Origin of the sequence: Achromobacter pulmonis (assembly GCF_021733725.1) — a bacterium.
GTDB lineage: Bacteria > Pseudomonadota > Gammaproteobacteria > Burkholderiales > Burkholderiaceae_B > Achromobacter > Achromobacter pulmonis.
The window spans coordinates 2,453,229-2,473,362 of the sequence record NZ_JAIFOT010000001.1 but is presented as its reverse complement, the minus strand read 5'-3'; the positions used below and the strand labels follow the sequence as shown (position 1 = coordinate 2,473,362).

Sequence of the window (20,134 nt, the reverse complement as noted above, 5' to 3'; positions counted from 1 at the left end):
TCCGAATGATGATACCGATCGGTATCGTCGTCAAGAACCCATGACAAGAAAACAGAGCGACAACCAGAACGAGGCCGTGCCCGCCCCCACTCCCGCGCCGCGCGAACGCGTGCTCGCGGCGGCCGGCGAGCTGTTCTACAACGATGGCATCCGGGCGACCGGCGTCGATGCCATCGCCGCCCGCGGCAACACGACGAAGATGGCGATCTACCGCCATTTCCAATCAAAAGATGTGCTGGTGACCGAATGGCTGCGCCAGGTGATCGACGACTACTGGCGCGCGCTCGATGCCATCGAGGCCGCCCATCCGGACGATCCCCGCGCGCAGATCCTTGGGTGGGTCACCTATTTTTCGGACGAAGCGCGAGCCTGGTCGCACCGCGGCTGCGCGTTCATCAACTCGATCGCGGAGCTGCCCGATCCGGAACATCCCGGCCGCAAACTGATCGAGGAACACAAGGCGCGGCAATGGCGGCGGCTGGCCAGCCTGTGCGAGCGGGCGGGCCTGGCGTCGCCGGAAGACACGGCAAGCGAACTCACGTTCATATTCGAGGGCGCGCAGGTGTCCGCGCAGAACCGGTCAATCCGCGACGCCGACCGGCAGTTGCGGCGGATCGTCGATGCCGTCATCGCGCGGCAGGCTACGGCTGGTCGTCGGTGAATGGAGCGGGTGAAGGGAATCGAACCCTCGTATGAAGCTTGGGAAGCTGCCGTTCTACCATTGAACTACACCCGCTCGGGTGTCGTGCCCCGGCGTAAAACCGGGGCAGAGGCGAAGATTATAGCCTGGGTTTTTCTCCCCGGCTGCCGCGGTCAGTTGGCCTTGATGCCCGCCGCCTTCACCACCTTGCCCCAGCGCTCAAGTTCGGACTGGGTGTAGGCGCCCAGCGTCTTCGGCCCCATGAATTCCGCCTCGGCGCCCTGCTCGGCCGCCTTCTTGCGGAAGGCATCGGTCTGCATGATCTTCTGGATTTCACCGGCGATCTTGTCCACCACCGGCGCGGGCGTGTCCTTGGGCGCGTACATGGCGAACCAGGACGAGACAATCAGATCGGGATAGCCGGCTTCGGCGGCGGTGGGCACGTCCGGCAGCGACGCCAGGCGCGTGCTGCCGGTGACTGCCAGCGCGCGCAGCTTGCCGGCGGCGATCTGGCCCAGCAGCGGCGGCGGCGTGGTGATGGTCATGTCGACGGCGCCGCCCAACAGGTCGTTCAGCGCGGGGCCGGTGCCCTTGTACGGGATGTGCGTGATTTGCGTGCCGGCCATCTGGTTGAGCAGCTCGGTGGCGACCTGCTGCAATGAACCGTTGCCGGACGAGGCGTAGTTGAGCTTGCCCGGATTCGCCTTGGCGTACGCGACCAGCTCCTTCAGGGATTTGATCGGCAAGTCCGGGCGCACCACCACGACCTGCGGCGCGGACAGCACATTGGCGACGGGAGCAAAGTCCTTGATCGGGTCCCAGCCGGAGGTCGGCGTGACGTGCGGCGTAATGACCTGGAAGCCCGAGTATTGCAACAGCAGCGTGTAGCCGTCAGGCTTGGCGCGGGCCACCGCCTGGGCGGCGATGCCGCCCGAGGCGCCGGGCTTGTTCTCGACCACGACACTCTGGCCCAGGGCGGCGCCCAGCGGCTGCGCGATGAGGCGGGCGGCGATGTCGGTGGTGCCGCCGGGCGCGGCCGATACGATCAGCGTGATCGGACGGTTGGGAAAATCCGCCTGCGCGTGCGCGGTGCCGGTGGCGGCCAGGCCCAGCGCGACGGCGGCGCAGGCGCGTAGAACGGGAACGGGACGGAAAGCGGTCATGCGGTTGTCTCCTTGCTGTTTTTGTAGGAAGCGCCCGCGGGCGGGCGCGTGGTGTGAATCGGAAAAAAGCTATGCCGCCGGCGGCGCGGCGCCGAAACGTTCCGCCAGCCAGGCGGGCGGCGGATGCGCGGCCAGGCGCGGCCCGGCGCGCAGCAGCGCCGTGGACAGTTCGCGGCCGACCAGCGCGGGCAATCCGCGCAGGATGGCGAGCAACGGTTCCAGCGACACGCCCGTCCGCACGCCCATGCACTCGAACATGTGGACCAGCTCCTCGGTGTTGACGTTGCCGCTGGCGCCGGGCGCGTAGGGACAGCCGCCCAGGCCGCCGGCGGCGGCATCGAAACGGGTGATGCCGGCCTGCCACGCCGTGACGGCATTGGCCAGCGCCATGCCGCGCGTATTGTGCAGGTGGGCGGTGAGCGCCGTGCCCGGCAGGCGCTGCGCGGCGGCGGCGCACAGCGCGCCGACCTGGGTGGGATAAGCCATGCCGGTGGTGTCGCACAGCGTGATGCCGCGGGCCCCGGCATCCACCAGACGGGCTGCCAGGTCCAGCACCTGCGCCGTCGGCACATCGCCATCGAAGGGGCAGCCGAATGCGGTCGATAGCGACACGTTGCAAGGCGCGCCGGCGCGCGCGGCGGCGACCAGCACCTGGCTGAGTTCGTCGAACGACTGCTGGCGGGTCATGCGCAGGTTGGCGCGGTTATGCGTCTCGCTGCACGACATGACCAGGTTCATCTCGTCAACCCCGGCTTCCAGCGCCCGCTCCAGGCCGCGGATGTTCGGCACCAGCGCGGTGTAGATCACGCCGGGCCGGCGGCGGATGCCCTGCATCACGGCGGCGGCATCGGCCAGCGCCGGAATCGCCTTGGGCGAGGTGAAGCTGGTGACTTCGATGCGGGCGAAACCGCACTCGGACAGCGCGTCGATGAAGGCGATCTTGTCTTCGGTGGGCACCATGCGCGCTTCGATCTGCAAGCCGTCGCGCGGGCCGACCTCGTTGATTTCCAGGACGGGGGAACCGGTGTTCATGGCTGCATCCTCGCTGCCGGGCAGCGCAAATTGAAGTGGCTCATGCGATCACCCCGCGCGCCCGCAGCGCCTCGCGCTGTTCCGGGCTCAGCCCGGCCGACGCCAGCACCGCGTCGGTGTGCTCGCCCAGCGTCGGCGCGCGCTCGCGCACCGCGCCAGGGTTGGCCGACAGGCACGGAAACACGGCCGGCATGTCCACGGCGATGCCGCTGGCGGCCTGCAGGCGGGTGATGGCCCCGCGCGCCTGGTAATGCGGATCATGGGCGATGTCGGCCACGGAATAAATGCGACCCGCCGGCACGTCGGCTTCGCGCATCGCCTGCAACACCTCGTCGATGCCGCGCTCGCCGGTCCAGGCGCCGATGGCCTGGTCGATCTCGGCCACGCGGCGGGCGCGGCCATCGTTGTGCGCCAGTTCAGGATCGCGGCCCAGGTCGTCGCGGCCGATGCGGGCCATCAGGCGGGTGTAGATGGCGTCGCCATTGCCGGCGATCAATACATAGCCATCGCGGCACCGATAGGCGTTGGACGGCGCAATGCCGGGCAGCGAGGCGCCGGCCGGCTCGCGCACGGCGCCGAACACGGAATATTCCGGCAGCAGGCTTTCGCTGAGATTGAACAGGCTCTCGTACAGCGCCGCGTCGATCACCTGCCCCTGGCCGCCCCGGGCATCGCGCTGGTACAGGGCCAGCAGCACCCCCAGCGCGCCATGCAGGCCGGCGATGGTGTCGCCCAGCGACAGGCCGGCGCGCACCGGCGCGCGGCCCGGCTCGCCGTTCAGGTAGCGCAGCCCGGCCATGGCTTCGCCGATGGCGGCAAAGCCCGGCTCGCGCGCCTTGGGACCGGTCTGGCCATAGCCCGAAATGCGCAGCATGATCAGGCGCGGGTTCAGCGCGTGCAGCGTCTCCCACGACAAGCCCCACTTCTCCATCGTGCCGGGACGGAAATTCTCGATCAGCACGTCGGCCTCGGCCGCCAACTGGCGCACGATGTCCTGGCCCTCGGGCTGGCGCAGGTCGACGCAGACGGATTGCTTGTTGCGCGACTGGGCCTCCCACCATACCGAGGTGCCCTCGTGCAGCAGGCGCCATTTGCGCAGCGGATCGCCCTGCCCCGGCGGCTCGATCTTGACGACCTGCGCGCCGAAATCCGCCAGCGTCTTGGCGGCGAACGGCCCCGCGATGAGTTGTCCGAGTTCCAGCACGCGTATGCCGGCGAGTATCTGCCCTGCCATGTCGCCTCCCGGGCGCATCCAACCGATGATGGCCGGCAGTGTGCGCCATCGCCCGCGGTGGCGGAATGGACGATTCGGGAAGGGGGCATTCCCGGATCGAGAAAGCCCGGCGCGGCAGCGGCGGCCCCGGCGTCCGATTACCGGCCAGTGCAAGGCGCCTCTTTGTCGTGGGGCCTGAGCTTAGGTCGTGCCCGGGTCCTGCGCGCCGCGCAGATGCGCCAGCAGCAGCCGCGCCGCCACCGGCAGCGCATCGGCATCGCGCACCCCGAGCAGCAGCCAACGGCGCGCCCAGTCGTCGGCCAGGGGAATCAGGCGGATGGGCATGGAGCGCGCATGCGGCTCGGCCGCCAGGCGCGGCAGGATGCCGACCCCGCGCGTGGCGGCCACCATGCGGCAGATGGCGTCGAAGCTGCGCACCTGGATGCGCAGCCGCATGTCGCGGCCCAGCCGGCCGCTTTCATCGGCCAGGCGGGTGGCCAGGGACGTGGCCGGCGGCAGGCCGACGTAATCGTAGGCCAGGGTATCGGCGAACGCCACGCTGGCCTGGCGCGCCAGCGGATGGCGCTGCGGCACGATCAGCACCAACTCGTCGAGCCGGTACGGCACGGTCGCCAGCCCCGTCGCGGGCGTGCGATCGGCGAACACGCCGATATCGGCGCGGTTCTCCAGCACGGCGGTGACGATGTCGCTGCTGTTCTGCTCTTCCAGGTCGATGCGCACGGCCGGGTGCGCTTCCATGAACGACGCCAGGTCTTCCGGCAGGAACTGGGTCAGCGACGAGGTATTGGCGGCGATGCGCACCTGCCCGCGCACCCCCCGGGCAAAATCGGACAGGGTGCCCGCCATCTGCTCCACCTCCTGCAGCACCCGCAGGGCATGGACCAGGCAGGCCTGGCCGGCCTCGGTCAGCTCGACACCAGCCGCATTGCGATACAGCAGCTGGGTATCCAGCGCGGCCTCCAGATCCGAGATCCGCTTGCTGGCCGCCCCCACCGCCAGGTGCGACTGGCGCGCGCCGGCCGAGATGCTGCCCTGGCGGGCCACCGAGACGAAAAGCGAGAGCGTGACGAGGTCGATGCGGGCGATATTCATGGCGGACGGATGGCGCCAGGCGGGCGCCGCGGCTGCACTATAGCGCGGGCCGCCCGCGCCGGCCCCGTTGGGTGCACGGTAATAAGTCCCTATTTAATCCCCCAGGCGGACGGCGGCCCGCCGGGGCTGCCACTACAATCCCGCCTATGACAACGAACCGCTCTGCGAATCCGCCCGTGAACACCCCCGCAATACCCGGCAACGCCGACGCGCCCGCGTCGGTTTCCCCCCAGACCGAAGCCGCGCTGGCCAGCACCGCGCATGCCCCCAACAGCCCCGGCGCCACCCACATCCGCAGCTTCGTGCACCGCCGCGGCCACATCACGCAGGGCCAGCAGGCCGCGTTGGAACAACTGCTGGGCAAGTGGTCGATCCCCTACGCCGCCCGGCGCCTGGACCCGGCCGCCGCCTTCGGCCGCGCGGCGCCGACGGTGCTGGAAATCGGTTTCGGCATGGGTGAGACCACCGAAAAGATTGCGCTGGCGCGTCCCGGCGACAACTTCCTCGGCGTGGAGGTGTTCAATGCCGGCGTCGGCTCGCTGCTGCGCCGCATCGAGGATTCCAGCATCCCCAACCTGCGCATCATCCAGCACGACGCGGTCGAGGTCGTGCGTGACATGATCGCGCCGGACTCGCTGGCCGGCGTCCACATCTACTTTCCCGACCCCTGGCCCAAGAAGCGCCACCATAAGCGCCGCCTGGTCCAGCCGCCGTTCATCGCGCTGCTGGCCAGCCGCATCGCGCCGGGCGGCTACATCCATTGCGCCACCGACTGGGAAGACTACGCGGTGCAGATGCTCGACGTGCTGGGCAACGAACCGCAGTTGAAAAACACGGTGGACGGCTACGCGCCGCGCCCCGACTACCGCCCCCTGACCAAATTCGAGACGCGCGGCCTGCGATTGGGCCACGGCGTCTGGGACCTGATCTTCAAGCGAGTCGCCTGATGCTCTACCCCGCGATCGAACCCTATCGCCACGGCATGCTGGAGACCGGCGACGGTCACCAGGTGTATTGGGAACTCTGCGGCAATCCGCAGGGCAAGCCGGCGGTATTCCTGCACGGCGGCCCCGGCAGCGGCTGCTCGCCGGTGCATCGCCAACTGTTCGACCCGCGGCGCTACAACGTGCTGCTGTTCGACCAGCGCGGCTGCGGCCGTTCGACGCCGCACGCCAGCCTGGACAACAACACCACCTGGCACCTGGTGGCCGACATCGAGCGCCTGCGCACCGAAGTCATGGGCGCCGACCAGTGGCTGGTGTTCGGCGGCTCATGGGGTTCGACGCTGGCGCTGGCCTATGCCGAAACGCATCCGGGGCACGTCAGCGAACTGGTGGTGCGCGGCATCTTCACGCTGCGCCGCGCCGAGGTGCAGTGGTTCTACCAGGAAGGCGCGTCCTGGCTGTTTCCCGATCACTGGGAAGAATACCTGGCGCCCATCCCCGAAGCCGAGCGCGGCGATCTGGTGGCGGCCTATCGCAAGCGCCTGACGAGCGACGATCCGGCCGAGCAACTGCGCGCCGCCAAGGCCTGGAGCAAGTGGGAAGACAGCACCATCACGCTGCTGCCCAGCCCGCGCCACCAGCAAAGCCACGCCGCCGACCGCGCCGCGCTGGCCTTCGCCCGCATCGAGAACCACTATTTCACGCACGCCGGCTTCATGGAAGAAGGCCAGTTGATCCGCGACGCCCACAAGCTGCGCGGCATCCCCGGCACCATCGTGCAGGGCCGCTATGACGCCTGCACCCCCGCGCGCAGCGCCTGGGACCTGCATCGCGCCTGGCCCGAGGCCGAATTCCACCTGGTGCCCGATGCGGGCCACGCCTTCGACGAACCCGGCACGCTGGCGCGCCTGATCGCCGCCACCGACGCCTACGCCAAACGCTGAGGAGACCGACATGCACATCACCCTGAACGGCGACGCCCGTGAATTCCCGCTCGACACCACGGTGAACGAACTGCTCGAAACGCTGGGCTATGCCGGCAAGCGCGTCGCGGTGGAACGCAACGGCGAAATCGTGCCCAAGAGCCAGCACGCGCAGACCGCGCTGACCGACGGCGACCAGATCGAGATCGTGGTCGCGGTGGGCGGGGGCTGAGGGAATCTCGCCCTCTCCGCGAACGCGCGAATATCGCAAAAAGGGCTGCAGCAATGCAGCCCTTTTTGCATGAATCTGACGAGGGACTAGCAACCTGTTACACGTTAACCCCTCGTCTGGCGGCGACGGGGCGAGTCATAATCGTTGGTGCTGGCGTTGCCGTCGTCAGGTTGTCGTGTTGTTGTTCTAACGTTGCACAATGCCCTGTGGGGCTGAGGAGGCACCATGAACACCGCCGTCATCATCAACCTCATCATCCAGCTTGTCGCCGGCGCCGCCGGCGGCAACGGCCTGGGAAAAATGCTTCAGCAGTTCAACCTGGGGCCTCTGGGCAACACCATCGCCGGCGCGATCGGCGGCCTGGCCGGCGGCTCATGGCTGGCGCCGATGATCACGGCCGGCGCCGGCGCCGTCGCGGCGGGCAACGGCGCGCTCGACCTTTCCGCGATTGCCGGCAGCGTGGTCGGCGGCGGCGTCGGCGGCGCCGTGCTGACGCTCATCGCCGGCATCGTACGCAAGATGTTCACGGGCCGCGCGCCCTGACATGCATCGCTCTTTTTCTCACCGCAACATAGATAAAGGAAACACGATGGGTCTGCTCAATTTCATCAAGGACGTTGGAGAAAAACTCTTCGGTGCCAGCGAAGCCAAGGCGGCAACGCCCGATGAACTGAAGAAAGAGCTCGACAAGCACGGCCTGAACGCGGATGGCCTGCAGATCTCGGTCGATGGCGACAAGGTCACCGTCACGGGCGAGGCCGCCAACACCGAAGCCGCCGAGAAAATCGCGCTGGCGCTGGGCAATACCGTCGGCGTGGCCGCTGTGGACAACCAGTTGCAGGTCAAGCAGGCCGCGCCCGAGGCCAAGATGTACACGGTGCAGAAGGGCGACAACCTGTGGAAGATCGCCGAAGCGCAATACGGCAAGGGCCAGGGCGCCAAGAACACCCTGATCTTCGAGGCCAACAAGCCGATGCTGACCAGCCCCGACAAGATCTATCCCGGCCAGGTGCTGCGCATCCCGCCGCTGTCGTAAGCAACAAACGGAATGGGCCCTTGCGGGCCCGTATCGCGGCGCAGAACCCCCTGCCAGCCGCGATGATTTGGCCAGGCGCAATGCCTGGCCATTTTTTTGGTGATGATTCCGGGGCGCAGGCCAGCGGGTACCCGGCGGCAGGCCCGAGCGAGCCCTGCCGCCGGGTACCCGCGTGCCGCTCAGCCCTTCATGAAGCGGCCCATGCCCTTCATGCCGCCCATGGCACGCATCATCTTGGCCATGCCGCCCTTCTTCATCTGCTTCATCATGCCCTGCATCTGCTCGAACTGGGCCAGCAGGCGGTTGACTTCCTGTACCGGCACGCCCGAACCGGCCGCGATGCGGCGCTTGCGCGAAGCCTTGATGAGTTCCGGTTTGGCGCGCTCGGCGGCCGTCATGGAATTGAGGATGCCCTCGGTGCGGCGCAGCTGCTTTTCGGCCTGGCCGCCCTGCAACTGGCCGGCGGCCTGCTGGAACTGGGCCGGCAGCTTTTCCAGCAGCGAACCCATGTCGCCCAGCTTCTTGACCTGGCCGAGCTGGTCGCGGAAGTCGTTCAGGTCGAACTTGTTGCCCGACTTGATCTTGGCCGCCAGCTTCTGGGCCTCGGCGATGTCGATGTTCTTCTGGGCCTGCTCGACCAGCGAGACGATGTCACCCATGCCCAGCACGCGCTGCGCCATGCGCTCGGGATAGAACGGCTCCAGGCCGTCGAGCTTTTCCGAGACGCCGACGAACTTGAGCGGCTTGCCGGTGACGTGGCGCACCGACAGGGCCGCGCCGCCGCGGGCGTCGCCATCCAGCTTGGTCAGCACCACGCCGGTCAGCGGCAGCGCCTCGGCGAAGGCGCGGGCGGTGTTGACCGCGTCCTGGCCCTGCATGGCGTCGACCACGAACAGCGTTTCGACCGGCTTGACCAGATCATGCAGCGCGCGGATCTCGCGCATCATGGCCTCGTCGATGCCCAGGCGACCGGCCGTGTCCAGGATCAGCACGTCGTAGTGGTGGCGGCGGGCATGGTCGACCGCGTTGCGGGCGATGTCCTCGGGCTTCTGGCTGGGGTCGGACGGCAGGAAATCGACGCCGACCTGCGCCGCCACGCTCTTCAACTGGTCGATGGCCGCCGGGCGGTAGACGTCGGCCGACACCACCAGCACTTTCTTCTTGCCGGTCTTGCGGCCGTGCTGGGTGTGCTGGCCTTCGCTCAGCCAGCGGGCCAGCTTGCCGGTGGTGGTGGTCTTGCCCGCGCCCTGCAGGCCGGCCATCAGGATCACGGCGGGCGGCTGCACCGCCAGCGACAGTTCGCCGGAATCGGCGCCCAGGTCGCCGCCCATGAGGGCGGTCAGTTCCTTGTGAACCACGCCGACCAGGGCCTGGCCGGGGCTGAGGCTGCCGGCGACTTCTTCGCCCAGCGCCTTTTCCTTGACCCGGGCGACAAAATCGCGCACCACGGGCAGCGCCACGTCGGCTTCCAGCAGGGCCATGCGCACTTCGCGCAGCATTTCCTGGGTGTTGGCCTCGGTCAGGCGGGCTTCGCCGCGCAGCGTCTTGACGACGCGCGACAGGCGTTGAGTTAGGTTATCGAGCATGAGAGGCGTTTCCGCTTAAACTAGTTGATTGAACGGTGGCCGCAGGCGCGGATTGCGCGCTGTCGGGCGGCATGCGCCCCCAGGCCCCATCCAGACAACGGTTTCTATGTCACTTGGCATTGTATTTCACACAGCGGCCGCCTTGGCGTATGCCGTGCTGGGAGGGTCCCTCTGGATCCGCCTGGCGGGCGCCGGGGAAGTCGAGCAGACGGGCAAGGTCGCCCGCCTGTGCCTGCTGGGGGCCCTGGTTCTCCAAGGCATCGGGCTGCAACAATCCATGCTGGGAGCGCCCCACCTGTTCATCGGGTGGGCGCTGGCCCTGTCAGCCGCGATCTGGCTGGGCATGGTCGTCTTCTGGCTCGAAAGCCTGCTGGTGCGCATCGACGGCCTGCAATTGCTGCTGCTGCCGGCCGCCACCCTGGCCAGCGGCCTGGCCGCCCTGTTCCCCCAGGGCCAGTTCGTACCCCACGCCGACAACGCCTGGCTGCGCGTGCACTTGCTGATCGCCCTGGCCGCCTACGGCCTGATCACCATCGCCGCCCTGCACGCCATGCTGATGGCGCTGCTCGACCGCCACCTGCACCGCCCCCTGGACGCCCCCGCCGAACGCAGCATCATCGGCCGCGTGCTGGACTCGCAGCCGCCGCTGCTGGTGCAGGAACAACTGCTGTTCCGCATCATCTGGATCGGCTTCGTGGTGCTGACGCTGGCCGTGGGTTCAGGCTCGATCGCCTCCATGAAGCTCACCGGCCAGATCCTGCCCTTCGACCACAAGACCGTCTTCACGCTGCTGTCCTGGCTGACTTTCGGCGTGCTGCTGGCTGGCCGCCATATCTGGGGCTGGCGCGGACGCGTGGCGCTGCGCTGGACCCTCACCGGGTTCGGTTTCCTGATCCTGGCCTACACCGGCAGCCGGTTCGTGCTGGAAGTCATTCTGCATCGAGGCTGACGTGGGCAAACTGCTGTTCTGGATCGTCATCATCATCGGCGTGCTGTTCGTGGCGCGCATCGCCGGCCGCATGGCCGCCGCCCGCCAGGATTCCCCCGCCGCCGCCAAGCCCCGCGCCAAGGCCAGCCCGCCCGCCGCCGGCGCCCCCGAGGCCATGGTTCGCTGCGCCCACTGCGGCATCCACCTGCCGCGCTCCGAAGCCCTGCTGCTGGGCGGCCAGACCTGGTGCAGCCAGGAACACGCCCGGCTGGGACCGGCGGCGAAGTAGGCGGACACGCGGCCGCGCCAGGGCTCTCCGGGCGCCGCCCACACCGCGCCCGGAGAGCCCTTATCGGCCCTCCACCCGTCCCTCCTTCCAAGGCACGGCATAATGCATGTTGGATACCAACCTGCTTTCGTCCCATGCCTCTGCTTCTGGATCGACATGGCTGGCTGGCGCCGGCCCCGGGTGTTTCCCGACAGCCCTCCCCCAACTGCGATGCGCGTCCGCGGGATGCCCAGGTGTCGCTGCTGGTCCTGCACAACATCAGCCTGCCCCCTGGGCGGTTCGGCGGCCCCGAAGTGGCCGGCCTGTTCCTGAACACGCTGGATCACGGCTCGCATCCCTGGCTGGAACGCCTGCGCGGCCTGCGGGTGTCGGCGCATTTCTTCATCCGCCGCGACGGCCGCATCGTGCAGTTTGTCTCCACCGACGCGCGCGCCTGGCATGCCGGCGTCTCGCGCTTCGCCGGCCGAGAGCGCTGCAACGACTTCTCCATCGGCATCGAACTGGAAGGCACCGACACCCTGCCCTACACTGACGAACAGTACCTGACGCTGCGCCGACTGACGCCGGTGCTGCGCGCGCGCTATCCCCTGGCGGCCGCCTGGGGCCACGAACACATCGCCCCCGGCCGCAAGACCGACCCGGGGCCCGCTTTCAACTGGACGCGCTTCGGGCGCGACAGCGGCTTTGCGCGGCGGCAGTTGCCGCCCGCCTGACCCCTACAAGGAATGGTTATGTTGAAGATCTGGGGACGGCTGACGTCCGTCAATGTGCAGAAGGTCATGCTGGCGGTGCGCGAACTGGCGCTGCCCCATACCTTCATCGAGGCCGGCGGCCCGTTCGGCGTGGTCGACACGCCCGAGTACGCCAGCATCAACCCCAACCGCACCGTGCCCGCCATCGACGACGGCGGCTTCGTGCTGTGGGAATCGAACGCCATCGTGCGCTACCTGGCCGCCCGCTACGGCGCCGGCACCCTGTGGCCCGAGGACGTCTGTCTGCGCGCCGACGCCGACCGCTGGATGGACTGGCAAACCACCGAATGGCAAGGCGCCATGGGCCCGGCCTTCCTGGGACTGATCCGCACGCCGGAAGAAAAACGCGACCACGCCGCTATCGAGCTGTCGGTCAAGCGCAGCAATGCCCGCGCGCGGATCCTGGACCAGGCGCTGCAAGGCCGCGAGTTCATCGCCGGCCGCCACCTGACCATGGGCGACATCGCCCTGGTGTGCTCGGCGCACCGCTGGCTGGCGCTGCCGATCGAGCGGCCAGACACGCCGGCGCTGTCGGCGTGGTATCGGCGCGTGATGATGCGGCCGGCGACGCAGGGGGTGTTGACGTTGCCGTTGGAGTAAGGACCTCACTTCCGGCGGGCTTTGAGCCAGGCCCTGACGCGGCGCACCGACATCGTGACCTTGACGGACAACATGGCGGCGCTGAACAACCATCCCAAAGCCCCGCCAGCCAATGCCGCCCACGCCAATACCGGCTTGATATCGGGGTCATCCAGACTGCTCCAACCTATCCACGCAAGCGATGGGCAAACGAAGATCAGGCCCAAAACCGGCACGAAATAGGACATGTCCAGGCTTATCAAAACAAACCGCCGTCTGAACCCCGGCGTGCAGTGGAGCGTGGAGACCGGCAGGTCTTTGACAAGCTTTTTGTGTTGAATATGAGTTACCGCGACCAGAATGATCCCCAGCGCCAGCGACAGCCATAAAAAACCGGCGCGAAACAGAGCCGGAATGGTCAGAATCGCCGTACCTGTCGACGCCGCAGTCAGCCTCTGGATCGCCCTCATGGTTGCTTCCTCGACGATGTAGCCGGGCTTGTTCCAACCCATCTTGCCGTAGTAGATGATGGTGCCGTCTTCCAGGGTTTCGAACAGCCCTCTCGGTCCCAATGCCATGTTCCACCTCGATAGAAAATCGTCCGAACAACTCGGTTATCCGAAAAAGAAATTCTCGTTATCGAGGAACGGATAGATATTTCCGATCAACTGCGCAAAATGCTGTTCGTTATAGTTGGACGGGTTGAGGTAATTGGTATATTCGATAAAGAAATCCGCCTTGCCAGTGCCGGTTCTGTCGCCTTCCAACCGCACGGTGGTACTGACGTAGTAGCTGTCATCAGGCGTCTGAATCGGGACGCTCGATCCCCGGGAATCCATCGTCACGTACCTAAGCTCGCCGGCATGGCCGGTAAACGCGAGTTCTCCGATGAACCGCATCGCCTGATGGCCATCGGTGTTGACGTCGCCATCCAGACTGGAAAAATCCAGCACATCGGGATCCAGGTGAAACCCGTAATAGTCATGCAACGCCGGGAAATTGGGTATGTATCGCTGCACGTTGAAGTGGTCGGCCTCCGAACCTGTTGTCAGGCCGTGAATGAACTTGGTGGTGATTTCCCCGCTTCCTGGCGCGGCGAAATCTCCATCGTTGAACACCAGGCGATTGCCGCCGCCATGCAGCACGAAGGTATCGTTGCCCGCCCCGCCGGTTATCGTCATGCCGCCGAGCGCATCGCCGATGATGATGTCATCATGACGGCTGCCGATGATGTAGTCGATGTTTCGATAACTATCCTCGGAGAACGGCGCGGAAGATTCGGCATTCAACGCTTCGGATGCAAACCATCCTCGCAGTAATTTCAGGGCGTTGTAGCGCGTAAGAAAGCGCTCTTCGAACCAGCCAGCGCTAACTCCGTGGAGTTGGGCCTGGGCCTTGATCCGATCATCCACACGGTCATTGCCTTGTATGAAGATATCGACGCCTGTTTCGTTCAACGAAAAATCCAGCACGTTGTAGCCGTCCGGATTGCCAATGACCGTATTGGCACCGCCATGATCGGTCTTCGGCATGAACCAGTTGATGGCCTTGCCGCCGACCATCTTGTTTGGCGTGTCGTCGCCGACGAACAGATACGAACGGTCATCATCAACAACGTATATCTTGAGGCCGTTATCGGGTTCAATCGCGACATAGCGAACCGTTTCGGGCGGAGACCTCAAACTCGAATCGCCGTCCACTGGATCGACGCCTGCCAGATCTTCGGGCGGAATGGCGTCTGCAATGCTTGAGAGGATATCGGGCAGGATGGCGGCCGCGTCCGGATACGCCTCCGGATGTTCGATGATCTCGCGCATTGCCAGATAGATCTGATAGTCGGAAAACTGTGTCAATCCATCGTCGGCGGAAGGTGCGCTTGGCTGCATGAGCGCATACACAACAGGCTGGAACGACATGTCCAAATCGCTGCCAGCCGACGGTGTGTGATGGTCGGAAGAGACATCATCCACGCTCGAAGGATGATCGATAAACATAGCATCCACGTTCGAGAGCGCGTCATCGATCAATTCGGCGGCCCAGCCCTTGAATCCAAATCGATCTGAACCAATGGCAACACCGACGCCTATGATGATGGATGCCGCAACGGCCGCAGGCGCGGTCGCCGTAAGCCCAACAGCGCCCGCCGCGCCAGCTAGTAGCCATGACGCTCCGAGATTAAACGTGAACAGCGCCGCCTCGGAACCTATTGCAACCTTAGGCGATATACCGGCGGCGATATCCTTCTGAATGGCGCTCCAACTGAACAAACCTTGAATTAGAAAATTATTCTTGCGGGACATCCACTTCAAGGTATTGAAAGCCTTCTCATCCAGACTGCTCTGCAACAATTGACCAACATACTTCAGCAACTTGCTTGTTTCCGGCACCACCGCACTGACCACCGATGCCGCCATGCCGCCAGTGGATGCCGGATCGCGGTAATGCCTGGATTCATCGGCGTAGTGGGAAAGGTAATAGTCCTTTATTCCAGGAAGCACCTCAACGATGAATCTATCTATGCCAGGAATGGGGATGTCGAGAGAACGCTCATAGTGGTACATATCGTTCTCCGCCATGTACCACAGCCCAGACTCCAACGCAGGCCCTCCCCAATTGGACGGTACAGGTGCGGGGGCTACAACCGGAGCAGGCGGCTCAGGTGCGGCGGCAGGCGCGGATGAATCAGGGGCGGTGCTGCGCGGCTCGGGGTCTTGAATAACGAACCCTTCTCCATCCCACCTCCCGTACCAATCCCCCTCGCTCTCCCTGTACCAGTCCCAGTACCAATCCCACACCCCGAAAGGTCCCCATGTCGGCGGGTTGGGAGGCCAGGTTCCAACAACGGTGATAGCGCCAAGTGTGGGTACGCCCATGATGCGGCTCCTGATCGCAGATCATCACTAGCCGCCCGCAGGCACGCAGGCGACCGTCTATAGACATAAACGGTTGAGCCGCGATTTACAGTAAAAAAAAGCCGCAATTCAGACCAGTTCCCAAACCCTGGCCCGCGTCCCGCCAACCGGAGCACGTCACCGCCATCGCGGCAACAGCGTCCAGCGCCCTACTCCACCCAAGGCGTACTCGCCCAGATCTTCCGCAGCCGCCCATCATCCTGCTTCAACCGCTCCTGCCACTGCGGCCCATCCAGATAATCCATCTCGGTGAACTGCTGCTTCATCTGCGCCTGGAATTCCGGATTGGCGGCCACCTTGCCCAAGGCCTGGCGCAGCTTCTCGGCAACATCCGCCGGCAGCCCCTTCGGCGCGACGATGCCGCGCTCGGAGGCGAACACCAGGTTCACCTCCAGCTCCTTGAACGTCGGCACGTCCGGCCCCAGCGGCGAGCGCGTTTCGCTGGCCTGGGCCAGCACGCGCATGTTCTTGCCGTGATAGGGCATGACTTCGCCCAGGTTCAGGCCGCCGATCACGGTGTGCCCGCCCAGCACCGAGCTGCGCAGCGGCCCCGCGCCGTTGTAGGGCACATGGTTGAGTTTGGTGCCGGTCAGGTTCTGGAACAGCACCAGCGCCAGGTGGTCGTCGGTGCCGACGCCGGTCGAGCCATAGCTGATCGTTCCGGGCTTCTCGCGCGCCGCCTTGATCAAGGCATCCAGCGTCTGGTAGGGGCTATCAGCCGCGACGCTGAAGGCGCTGGGGTCGCGCACCAGGTTGGCCAAGTAGGTGAAGTCGCCAGTGGTGAAGCCGGCCTTGCGCTCGATCGGCAGCGACACCAGCCCGGGCATGTTGGTCATCGCCAGCGTATAGCCATCGGGCTTGGCGCGCGCTACGTACGACAGCGCGATGGCGCTGGATGCGCCCGGCTTGTTCTGCACCACGACGGTGGCGCCCAGCTCCTTTTCCAGGAACACCGCCAGCGAACGGGCCGTCAGGTCGGTGCCGCCCCCGGGCGCGAAACCCACCACCAGCTCGATGGGATGGTCGGGCCAGGCCCAGGCCGGCCATGCGGCGCACAGCGCGGCCACGGACAGCGCGGCGCGAGCGGCCGCCTTGCGGGTAAAAAACATGGTTGTCTCCTGTGTGGGTTACTGCTGTTGTTATGCGTTGTGATGGACCGGACGCGCCGGCCCGTCACGCGGGACGGCTGCGACGGCCGCCCCGGGTCAAATGGTTCCCGTGCTCCCTTCCTGCGCCTCGCGCCATGCCAGCAGGCGCGTCACGCCTTCGGTCATGTCCACCTGCGGCTGCCAGCCGATCTGCCGCCCGGCCAGGTCATGCGGAATATGAAATGCCCCGCCCGAGGTCAGGCGCACGGTGCCCGGCGGGTCCGGCCGGATCTCCGGTTCCAGGTCGCTTTTGCAGTAGTCCAACACCAGCCGCACCAGCTCGCCGGTGGTGATGGGCGCGGGGCCGGACACGTTCACCGCGACGTCGGTGGCGCCGCTCTGGAACGCGGCGACGTTGGCGCGCGCCACGTCCGACACATGCACGAAGTGCTTGGTGTCGGTGCCGTCGCCCGGCAGCACGGGGCGTTCGCCCCGGCGCACACGGTCGTAGGTTTCCATGATGTAGAGCGAATTGGCGGCGCGGTAGTGCTGGCGCTCGCCATAGACGGTGGAATAGCGCAGCACCACATAGTCCAGGCCGCTCTTCTGGTAATACTGGCGGCATAGCTGCTCGCCCATGATCTTGGACGCGCCGTACAGGATCGCGGCGGGCGGCGCGCCGACGGAATGGAACGGGCCGTTCTCGACCAGCGCGCCGGCAATGCCGCTGCCGTAGCCATAGACCGCGTTGGACGAGGCGAATACGAATTTCCTGACCTGATTGGCGCGGCACGCTTCCAGCATGTTCTGCGCGCCGCGGATGTTCACGTCCACCGCCTGCCACGGCGTCTGCGCGAAACCCAGCGTCATGTAGGCCGCCAGGTGCAGCACGCCGTCCACGCCCTCGGTCGCGGCCAGCAGGTCGGGCAGGCGCATCAGATCGCCGCGCACCACTTTCACGCGCGGATTGCCTTGCAGGTGGGCGATGGCCTCGGGCGTGCCGAAGGCGAAGTTGTCCAGCAGGATCACTTCGCGCACGCCGGCGGCCAGCAGCGCGTCGGCGGTGTGCGAGCCCACCAGGCTGGCGGCGCCGGCGATCAGGATGCGGGCATCGGCCAGCGGCAGCGCCGCGTTTTTATTGTCAGTCGTCATGTGCTTCACAGTCCCATCGGTTGATTGTGCATGCCCCAGTACAGGCTCTTGACCTGGCTGTACAGGCGCAGGCCGTGCAGGCCTTTCTCGCGCCCGATGCCGCTGGCCTTGAAGCCGCCGAACGGCGTGGCGATATGCGATTGCTTGTAGGTGTTGATCCAGACCGAGCCGGCTTCGATCTCGCGCGCCACGCGCCAGGCGCGGGCGTAGTCGCCGGTCCACATGCCGGCGGCCAGGCCGAAGGGCGTGTCGTTGGCCTGCTGGATCACGTCGTCCTCGTCCGCGAACGGCAGCGCCACCAGCACCGGTCCGAAAATCTCTTCCTGGCAGACCCGCGCGCCGTTGCCCAGCCCGTCGATCACAGTGGGCAGATAGAACCAGCCATGGGCCAGCTCGGCGCGGTCCGGCGCGGCGCCGCCGGCCAGCACGCAGCCGCCTTCTGCACGGCCGATGTCGACATAGGCGGCCACCTTGTCGCGATGCGCGCGCGACACCAGCGGCCCCATCTGCGTGGCCGGATCATCGGGCAGGCCCACCCGCACCTGGCGCGTGCGCGCCACCAGCGCGTCCATGAAGCGGCCGTAGATCGACTTCTGTACGAACAGGCGCGAACCCGCCACGCAGCTCTGGCCCGCCGAGCCGAAGATGCCCGACACCACGCCGGCCACGGCGCGGTCCAGGTCGGCGTCGTCGAACACGATGTGCGGCGACTTGCCGCCCAGCTCCAGGCCGACCGGAATCAGGCGCTGGCCGGCGATGCCGCCGATGGCGCGGCCGGTCTCGGTGCCGCCGGTGAACGACACCATGCGCACGCCGGGATGCTTGACCAGTGCGGCGCCGACATCTTCGCCGTGGCCGGGCAGTACCGTCAGCATGCCTTCGGGCAGGCCGGCCTCGGCGCAGATGCGGGCCAGTTCCAGCGCCAGTTGGGGGGTTTCCTCGGACGGCTTGAGCAGCACGGCATTGCCGGCCGCCAGGGCCGGCGCGGCCTTCTGCGCCTCGTTCATGATGGGCGAGTTCCACGGCGTGATGGCCGCAATCACACCGAACGGCTCGGCCAGCGCCATCGAGAAATACTCGCCGCGCGGCGAGGTCATCTCGTTCTGCCAGGTCTCGCAGACGGCGGCGTAATAGCGGAAATGCCCGGCCGCGCTGTCGACCATGTGCAGGCATTCCTTCCACGGCTTGCCGCTGTCCTGCATCTGCAGCCGCGCCAGCGGCTCGCGCTCGGCGGCCAGGCGGCGGCCGATCTCGTACAGCGTGTTGGCGCGCTGGTCGGGGCGCAGCTTGCGCCAGGGCTGGCGCTGGAACGCGTCCCAGGCGATGGCCACGGCGCTGTCCACGTCGCGCGGCAGGGCGCGCGTGACGATGCCGGCGACACGGCCGTCGGCGGGATTGATGGAAGTGATGACGGCGTCGCCGTCCTGGCTGTGGCGCCATTCGGCGCCCAGCCGGAAGGGCTTGTGGCTCGATGCGTGCATAAGGGTCGGGCAATCCAGAGGTCTTCGGTAGACGCATCATCGGCCGGCCAACTATTAGGCACAATTCGATATTTTTCTTATATTCTTAGCTTATGGCTATGAATATCAAGTACCGGCCGCTCAAGGCCTTTCTGCTGGCGGTGGATAGCGGTTCGTTCTCCCACGCCGCCAACCAACTGGGCGTGACGCAGCCCTCATTCACCGCGCTGATCCAGGACCTGGAGGACGTGCTCGGCCTGCGGCTGTTCGAACGCACCACCCGCAGCATCAGCCTGACCTCGGCCGGGCAGGATTTCCATGCCCGGGTGCAGCGCCCCATCGCCGACCTGGAAGAAGCCTACCGCAGCCTGGCGGACCTGGCGGCGGTGCGGCGCGGCAACGTCACGCTGGGCGCGCTGCCCTCCACCGCGCTGGCGCTGCTGCCCGTGGCGGCCGGCGCGCTGCGGCAACGGCATCCGGCATTGAAGGTGCGGGTGGTCGAGGCCCACAACGACGAGCTGGTGGCCATGCTGCGCACCAACCAGATCGAATTCGCCGTCGGCGCGCTGGCCGAGCCGGCGCCGGACCTGTCGTTCACGGCGCTGGCCGAGGACTGCTTCTGCGCCATCTACCCGGAAGGCCATCGCCTGGACCGCAAGCGCGGCCCGCTGCATTGGCGCGACGTGCTGCGCTACGACCTGATCCTGTTGTCGCAGGGCTCCAATGCCCGCCAGCAGTTCGACCGCGCGGTGCGCGAGGAAACCGGCGCGCCGGCCACCGCCCTGCGCTATGACGTCACCAACATGGGTACCGCGGCCGGCATGGTGCGCCAGGGCCTGGGCGTGAGTGTGTTGCCGCGCCTGGCATTGCCGGAACTGAACCTGGCCGGCCTGCGCGCCGCGCCGCTGTGCGACGCCTCGGCGCGGCGCGCCATCGGCCTGCTGCACCGGCGCGACCGCTCGCTATCGCCAGCCGCCCAGGCGCTGGCGGCGCAACTGGCGACCGCCATGCAGGCCATCTCGCGGCGGCTGTTGCCATTGCCGCCGTTGAAGTAAACCGGGCGCGGATACGCGGCCGGAAAGCGCCAGCCAG

The 20,134-nt window shown here is 66.7% G+C and carries 21 protein-coding genes and 1 tRNA gene; 11 read left to right on the top strand and 11 right to left on the bottom strand.

Translation table 11 applies throughout. From position 1 onward, the window contains the following. Window positions 1-40 precede the first annotated feature (40 nt). Entirely contained in the window at window positions 41-661 is a 621-nt protein-coding gene (locus tag K2W61_RS11380; protein ID WP_175132931.1) for a TetR/AcrR family transcriptional regulator, read from the top strand. Window position 662: 1 nt separating this feature from the next. Here K2W61_RS11380 and K2W61_RS11375 read toward each other — a convergent pair. The 5 genes from K2W61_RS11375 to K2W61_RS11355 form a co-directional block, all read right to left on the bottom strand. Then, window positions 663-736 (bottom strand) — tRNA-Gly (locus tag K2W61_RS11375). A gap of 77 nt (window positions 737-813) precedes the next feature. After that, window positions 814-1,803 (bottom strand): Bug family tripartite tricarboxylate transporter substrate binding protein, encoded by a 990-nt coding sequence (locus tag K2W61_RS11370; RefSeq protein WP_236755643.1) that lies wholly within the window; start codon window positions 1,801-1,803, stop codon window positions 814-816. 69 nt (window positions 1,804-1,872) lie between these two features. Continuing rightward, window positions 1,873-2,835: a hydroxymethylglutaryl-CoA lyase gene (locus K2W61_RS11365; RefSeq protein WP_236755642.1), complete on the bottom strand. Its 963-nt coding sequence runs from the start codon at window positions 2,833-2,835 to the stop codon at window positions 1,873-1,875. Window positions 2,836-2,875: 40 nt separating this feature from the next. Next, entirely contained in the window at window positions 2,876-4,069 is a 1,194-nt protein-coding gene (locus K2W61_RS11360; protein ID WP_236755641.1) for a CaiB/BaiF CoA transferase family protein, read from the bottom strand. 180 nt (window positions 4,070-4,249) lie between these two features. After that, window positions 4,250-5,161 (bottom strand): LysR family transcriptional regulator, encoded by a 912-nt coding sequence (locus tag K2W61_RS11355; RefSeq protein WP_175140339.1) that lies wholly within the window; start codon window positions 5,159-5,161, stop codon window positions 4,250-4,252. A gap of 146 nt (window positions 5,162-5,307) precedes the next feature. On the opposite strand from K2W61_RS11355, the gene trmB reads away from it, so the two are divergent. From trmB to lysM, 5 genes are all read left to right on the top strand, one after another. Then, window positions 5,308-6,108, top strand: coding sequence for a tRNA (guanosine(46)-N7)-methyltransferase TrmB (gene trmB, locus K2W61_RS11350; RefSeq protein WP_236755640.1), 801 nt, complete (start codon window positions 5,308-5,310; stop codon window positions 6,106-6,108). After that, the gene (pip, locus tag K2W61_RS11345; RefSeq protein WP_175132937.1) at window positions 6,108-7,049 is read left to right on the top strand and encodes a prolyl aminopeptidase; all 942 of its coding nucleotides are present in this window, start codon (window positions 6,108-6,110) and stop codon (window positions 7,047-7,049) included. The genes trmB and pip overlap by 1 nt, the downstream gene beginning before the upstream one ends. Before the next feature lie 10 nt (window positions 7,050-7,059). Continuing rightward, window positions 7,060-7,260: a sulfur carrier protein ThiS gene (thiS, locus tag K2W61_RS11340; RefSeq protein WP_042795329.1), complete on the top strand. Its 201-nt coding sequence runs from the start codon at window positions 7,060-7,062 to the stop codon at window positions 7,258-7,260. A gap of 225 nt (window positions 7,261-7,485) precedes the next feature. Next, window positions 7,486-7,803: a hypothetical protein gene (locus K2W61_RS11335; RefSeq protein WP_175132938.1), complete on the top strand. Its 318-nt coding sequence runs from the start codon at window positions 7,486-7,488 to the stop codon at window positions 7,801-7,803. Window positions 7,804-7,849: 46 nt separating this feature from the next. After that, window positions 7,850-8,296 (top strand): peptidoglycan-binding protein LysM, encoded by a 447-nt coding sequence (gene lysM, locus K2W61_RS11330; RefSeq protein ID WP_175140336.1) that lies wholly within the window; start codon window positions 7,850-7,852, stop codon window positions 8,294-8,296. Between the two features lie 179 nt (window positions 8,297-8,475). Here the strand turns inward: lysM and ffh are convergent, their stop codons facing one another. Next, window positions 8,476-9,882: a signal recognition particle protein gene (gene ffh / locus K2W61_RS11325; protein ID WP_006385754.1), complete on the bottom strand. Its 1,407-nt coding sequence runs from the start codon at window positions 9,880-9,882 to the stop codon at window positions 8,476-8,478. Window positions 9,883-9,988: 106 nt separating this feature from the next. On the opposite strand from ffh, the gene K2W61_RS11320 reads away from it, so the two are divergent. The 4 genes from K2W61_RS11320 (at window position 9,989) to K2W61_RS11305 (ending at window position 12,451) form a co-directional block, all read left to right on the top strand. Beyond that, complete coding sequence (locus tag K2W61_RS11320) at window positions 9,989-10,831, top strand: cytochrome C assembly family protein (protein ID WP_175132940.1); 843 nt, start codon at window positions 9,989-9,991, stop codon at window positions 10,829-10,831. 1 nt (window position 10,832) lies between these two features. After that, on the top strand, window positions 10,833-11,099 hold the full coding sequence (locus tag K2W61_RS11315; RefSeq protein WP_236755638.1) for a PP0621 family protein: 267 nt from the start codon (window positions 10,833-10,835) through the stop codon (window positions 11,097-11,099). Window positions 11,100-11,233: 134 nt separating this feature from the next. Further along, window positions 11,234-11,812, top strand: a complete 579-nt coding sequence (gene ampD / locus K2W61_RS11310) for a 1,6-anhydro-N-acetylmuramyl-L-alanine amidase AmpD (RefSeq protein ID WP_175132942.1) — start codon at window positions 11,234-11,236, stop codon at window positions 11,810-11,812. Between the two features lie 18 nt (window positions 11,813-11,830). Then, on the top strand, window positions 11,831-12,451 hold the full coding sequence (locus K2W61_RS11305; RefSeq protein WP_175132943.1) for a glutathione S-transferase family protein: 621 nt from the start codon (window positions 11,831-11,833) through the stop codon (window positions 12,449-12,451). A 5-nt stretch (window positions 12,452-12,456) separates the two neighbouring features. Here K2W61_RS11305 and K2W61_RS11300 read toward each other — a convergent pair whose 3' ends face one another. From K2W61_RS11300 to K2W61_RS11280, 5 genes are all read right to left on the bottom strand, one after another. Then, window positions 12,457-13,008 carry a hypothetical protein gene (locus tag K2W61_RS11300; RefSeq protein WP_236755637.1) on the bottom strand — a complete coding sequence of 184 codons (552 nt, stop codon included), beginning with the start codon at window positions 13,006-13,008 and terminating at the stop codon, window positions 12,457-12,459. A gap of 36 nt (window positions 13,009-13,044) precedes the next feature. Continuing rightward, window positions 13,045-14,991, bottom strand: coding sequence for a hypothetical protein (locus K2W61_RS11295; protein WP_236755635.1), 1,947 nt, complete (start codon window positions 14,989-14,991; stop codon window positions 13,045-13,047). A gap of 500 nt (window positions 14,992-15,491) precedes the next feature. Continuing rightward, on the bottom strand, window positions 15,492-16,451 hold the full coding sequence (locus K2W61_RS11290) for a tripartite tricarboxylate transporter substrate binding protein (protein WP_236755633.1): 960 nt from the start codon (window positions 16,449-16,451) through the stop codon (window positions 15,492-15,494). Between the two features lie 96 nt (window positions 16,452-16,547). Then, on the bottom strand, window positions 16,548-17,582 hold the full coding sequence (locus K2W61_RS11285; protein ID WP_175140333.1) for an NAD-dependent epimerase/dehydratase family protein: 1,035 nt from the start codon (window positions 17,580-17,582) through the stop codon (window positions 16,548-16,550). 5 nt (window positions 17,583-17,587) lie between these two features. Beyond that, window positions 17,588-19,063, bottom strand: coding sequence for an aldehyde dehydrogenase (locus K2W61_RS11280; RefSeq protein ID WP_175132947.1), 1,476 nt, complete (start codon window positions 19,061-19,063; stop codon window positions 17,588-17,590). A gap of 98 nt (window positions 19,064-19,161) precedes the next feature. Between K2W61_RS11280 and K2W61_RS11275 the strand changes: the two genes are divergently transcribed. Then, complete coding sequence (locus K2W61_RS11275; RefSeq protein ID WP_175132948.1) at window positions 19,162-20,097, top strand: LysR family transcriptional regulator; 936 nt, start codon at window positions 19,162-19,164, stop codon at window positions 20,095-20,097. The last annotated feature ends 37 nt before the right edge of the window (window positions 20,098-20,134 follow it).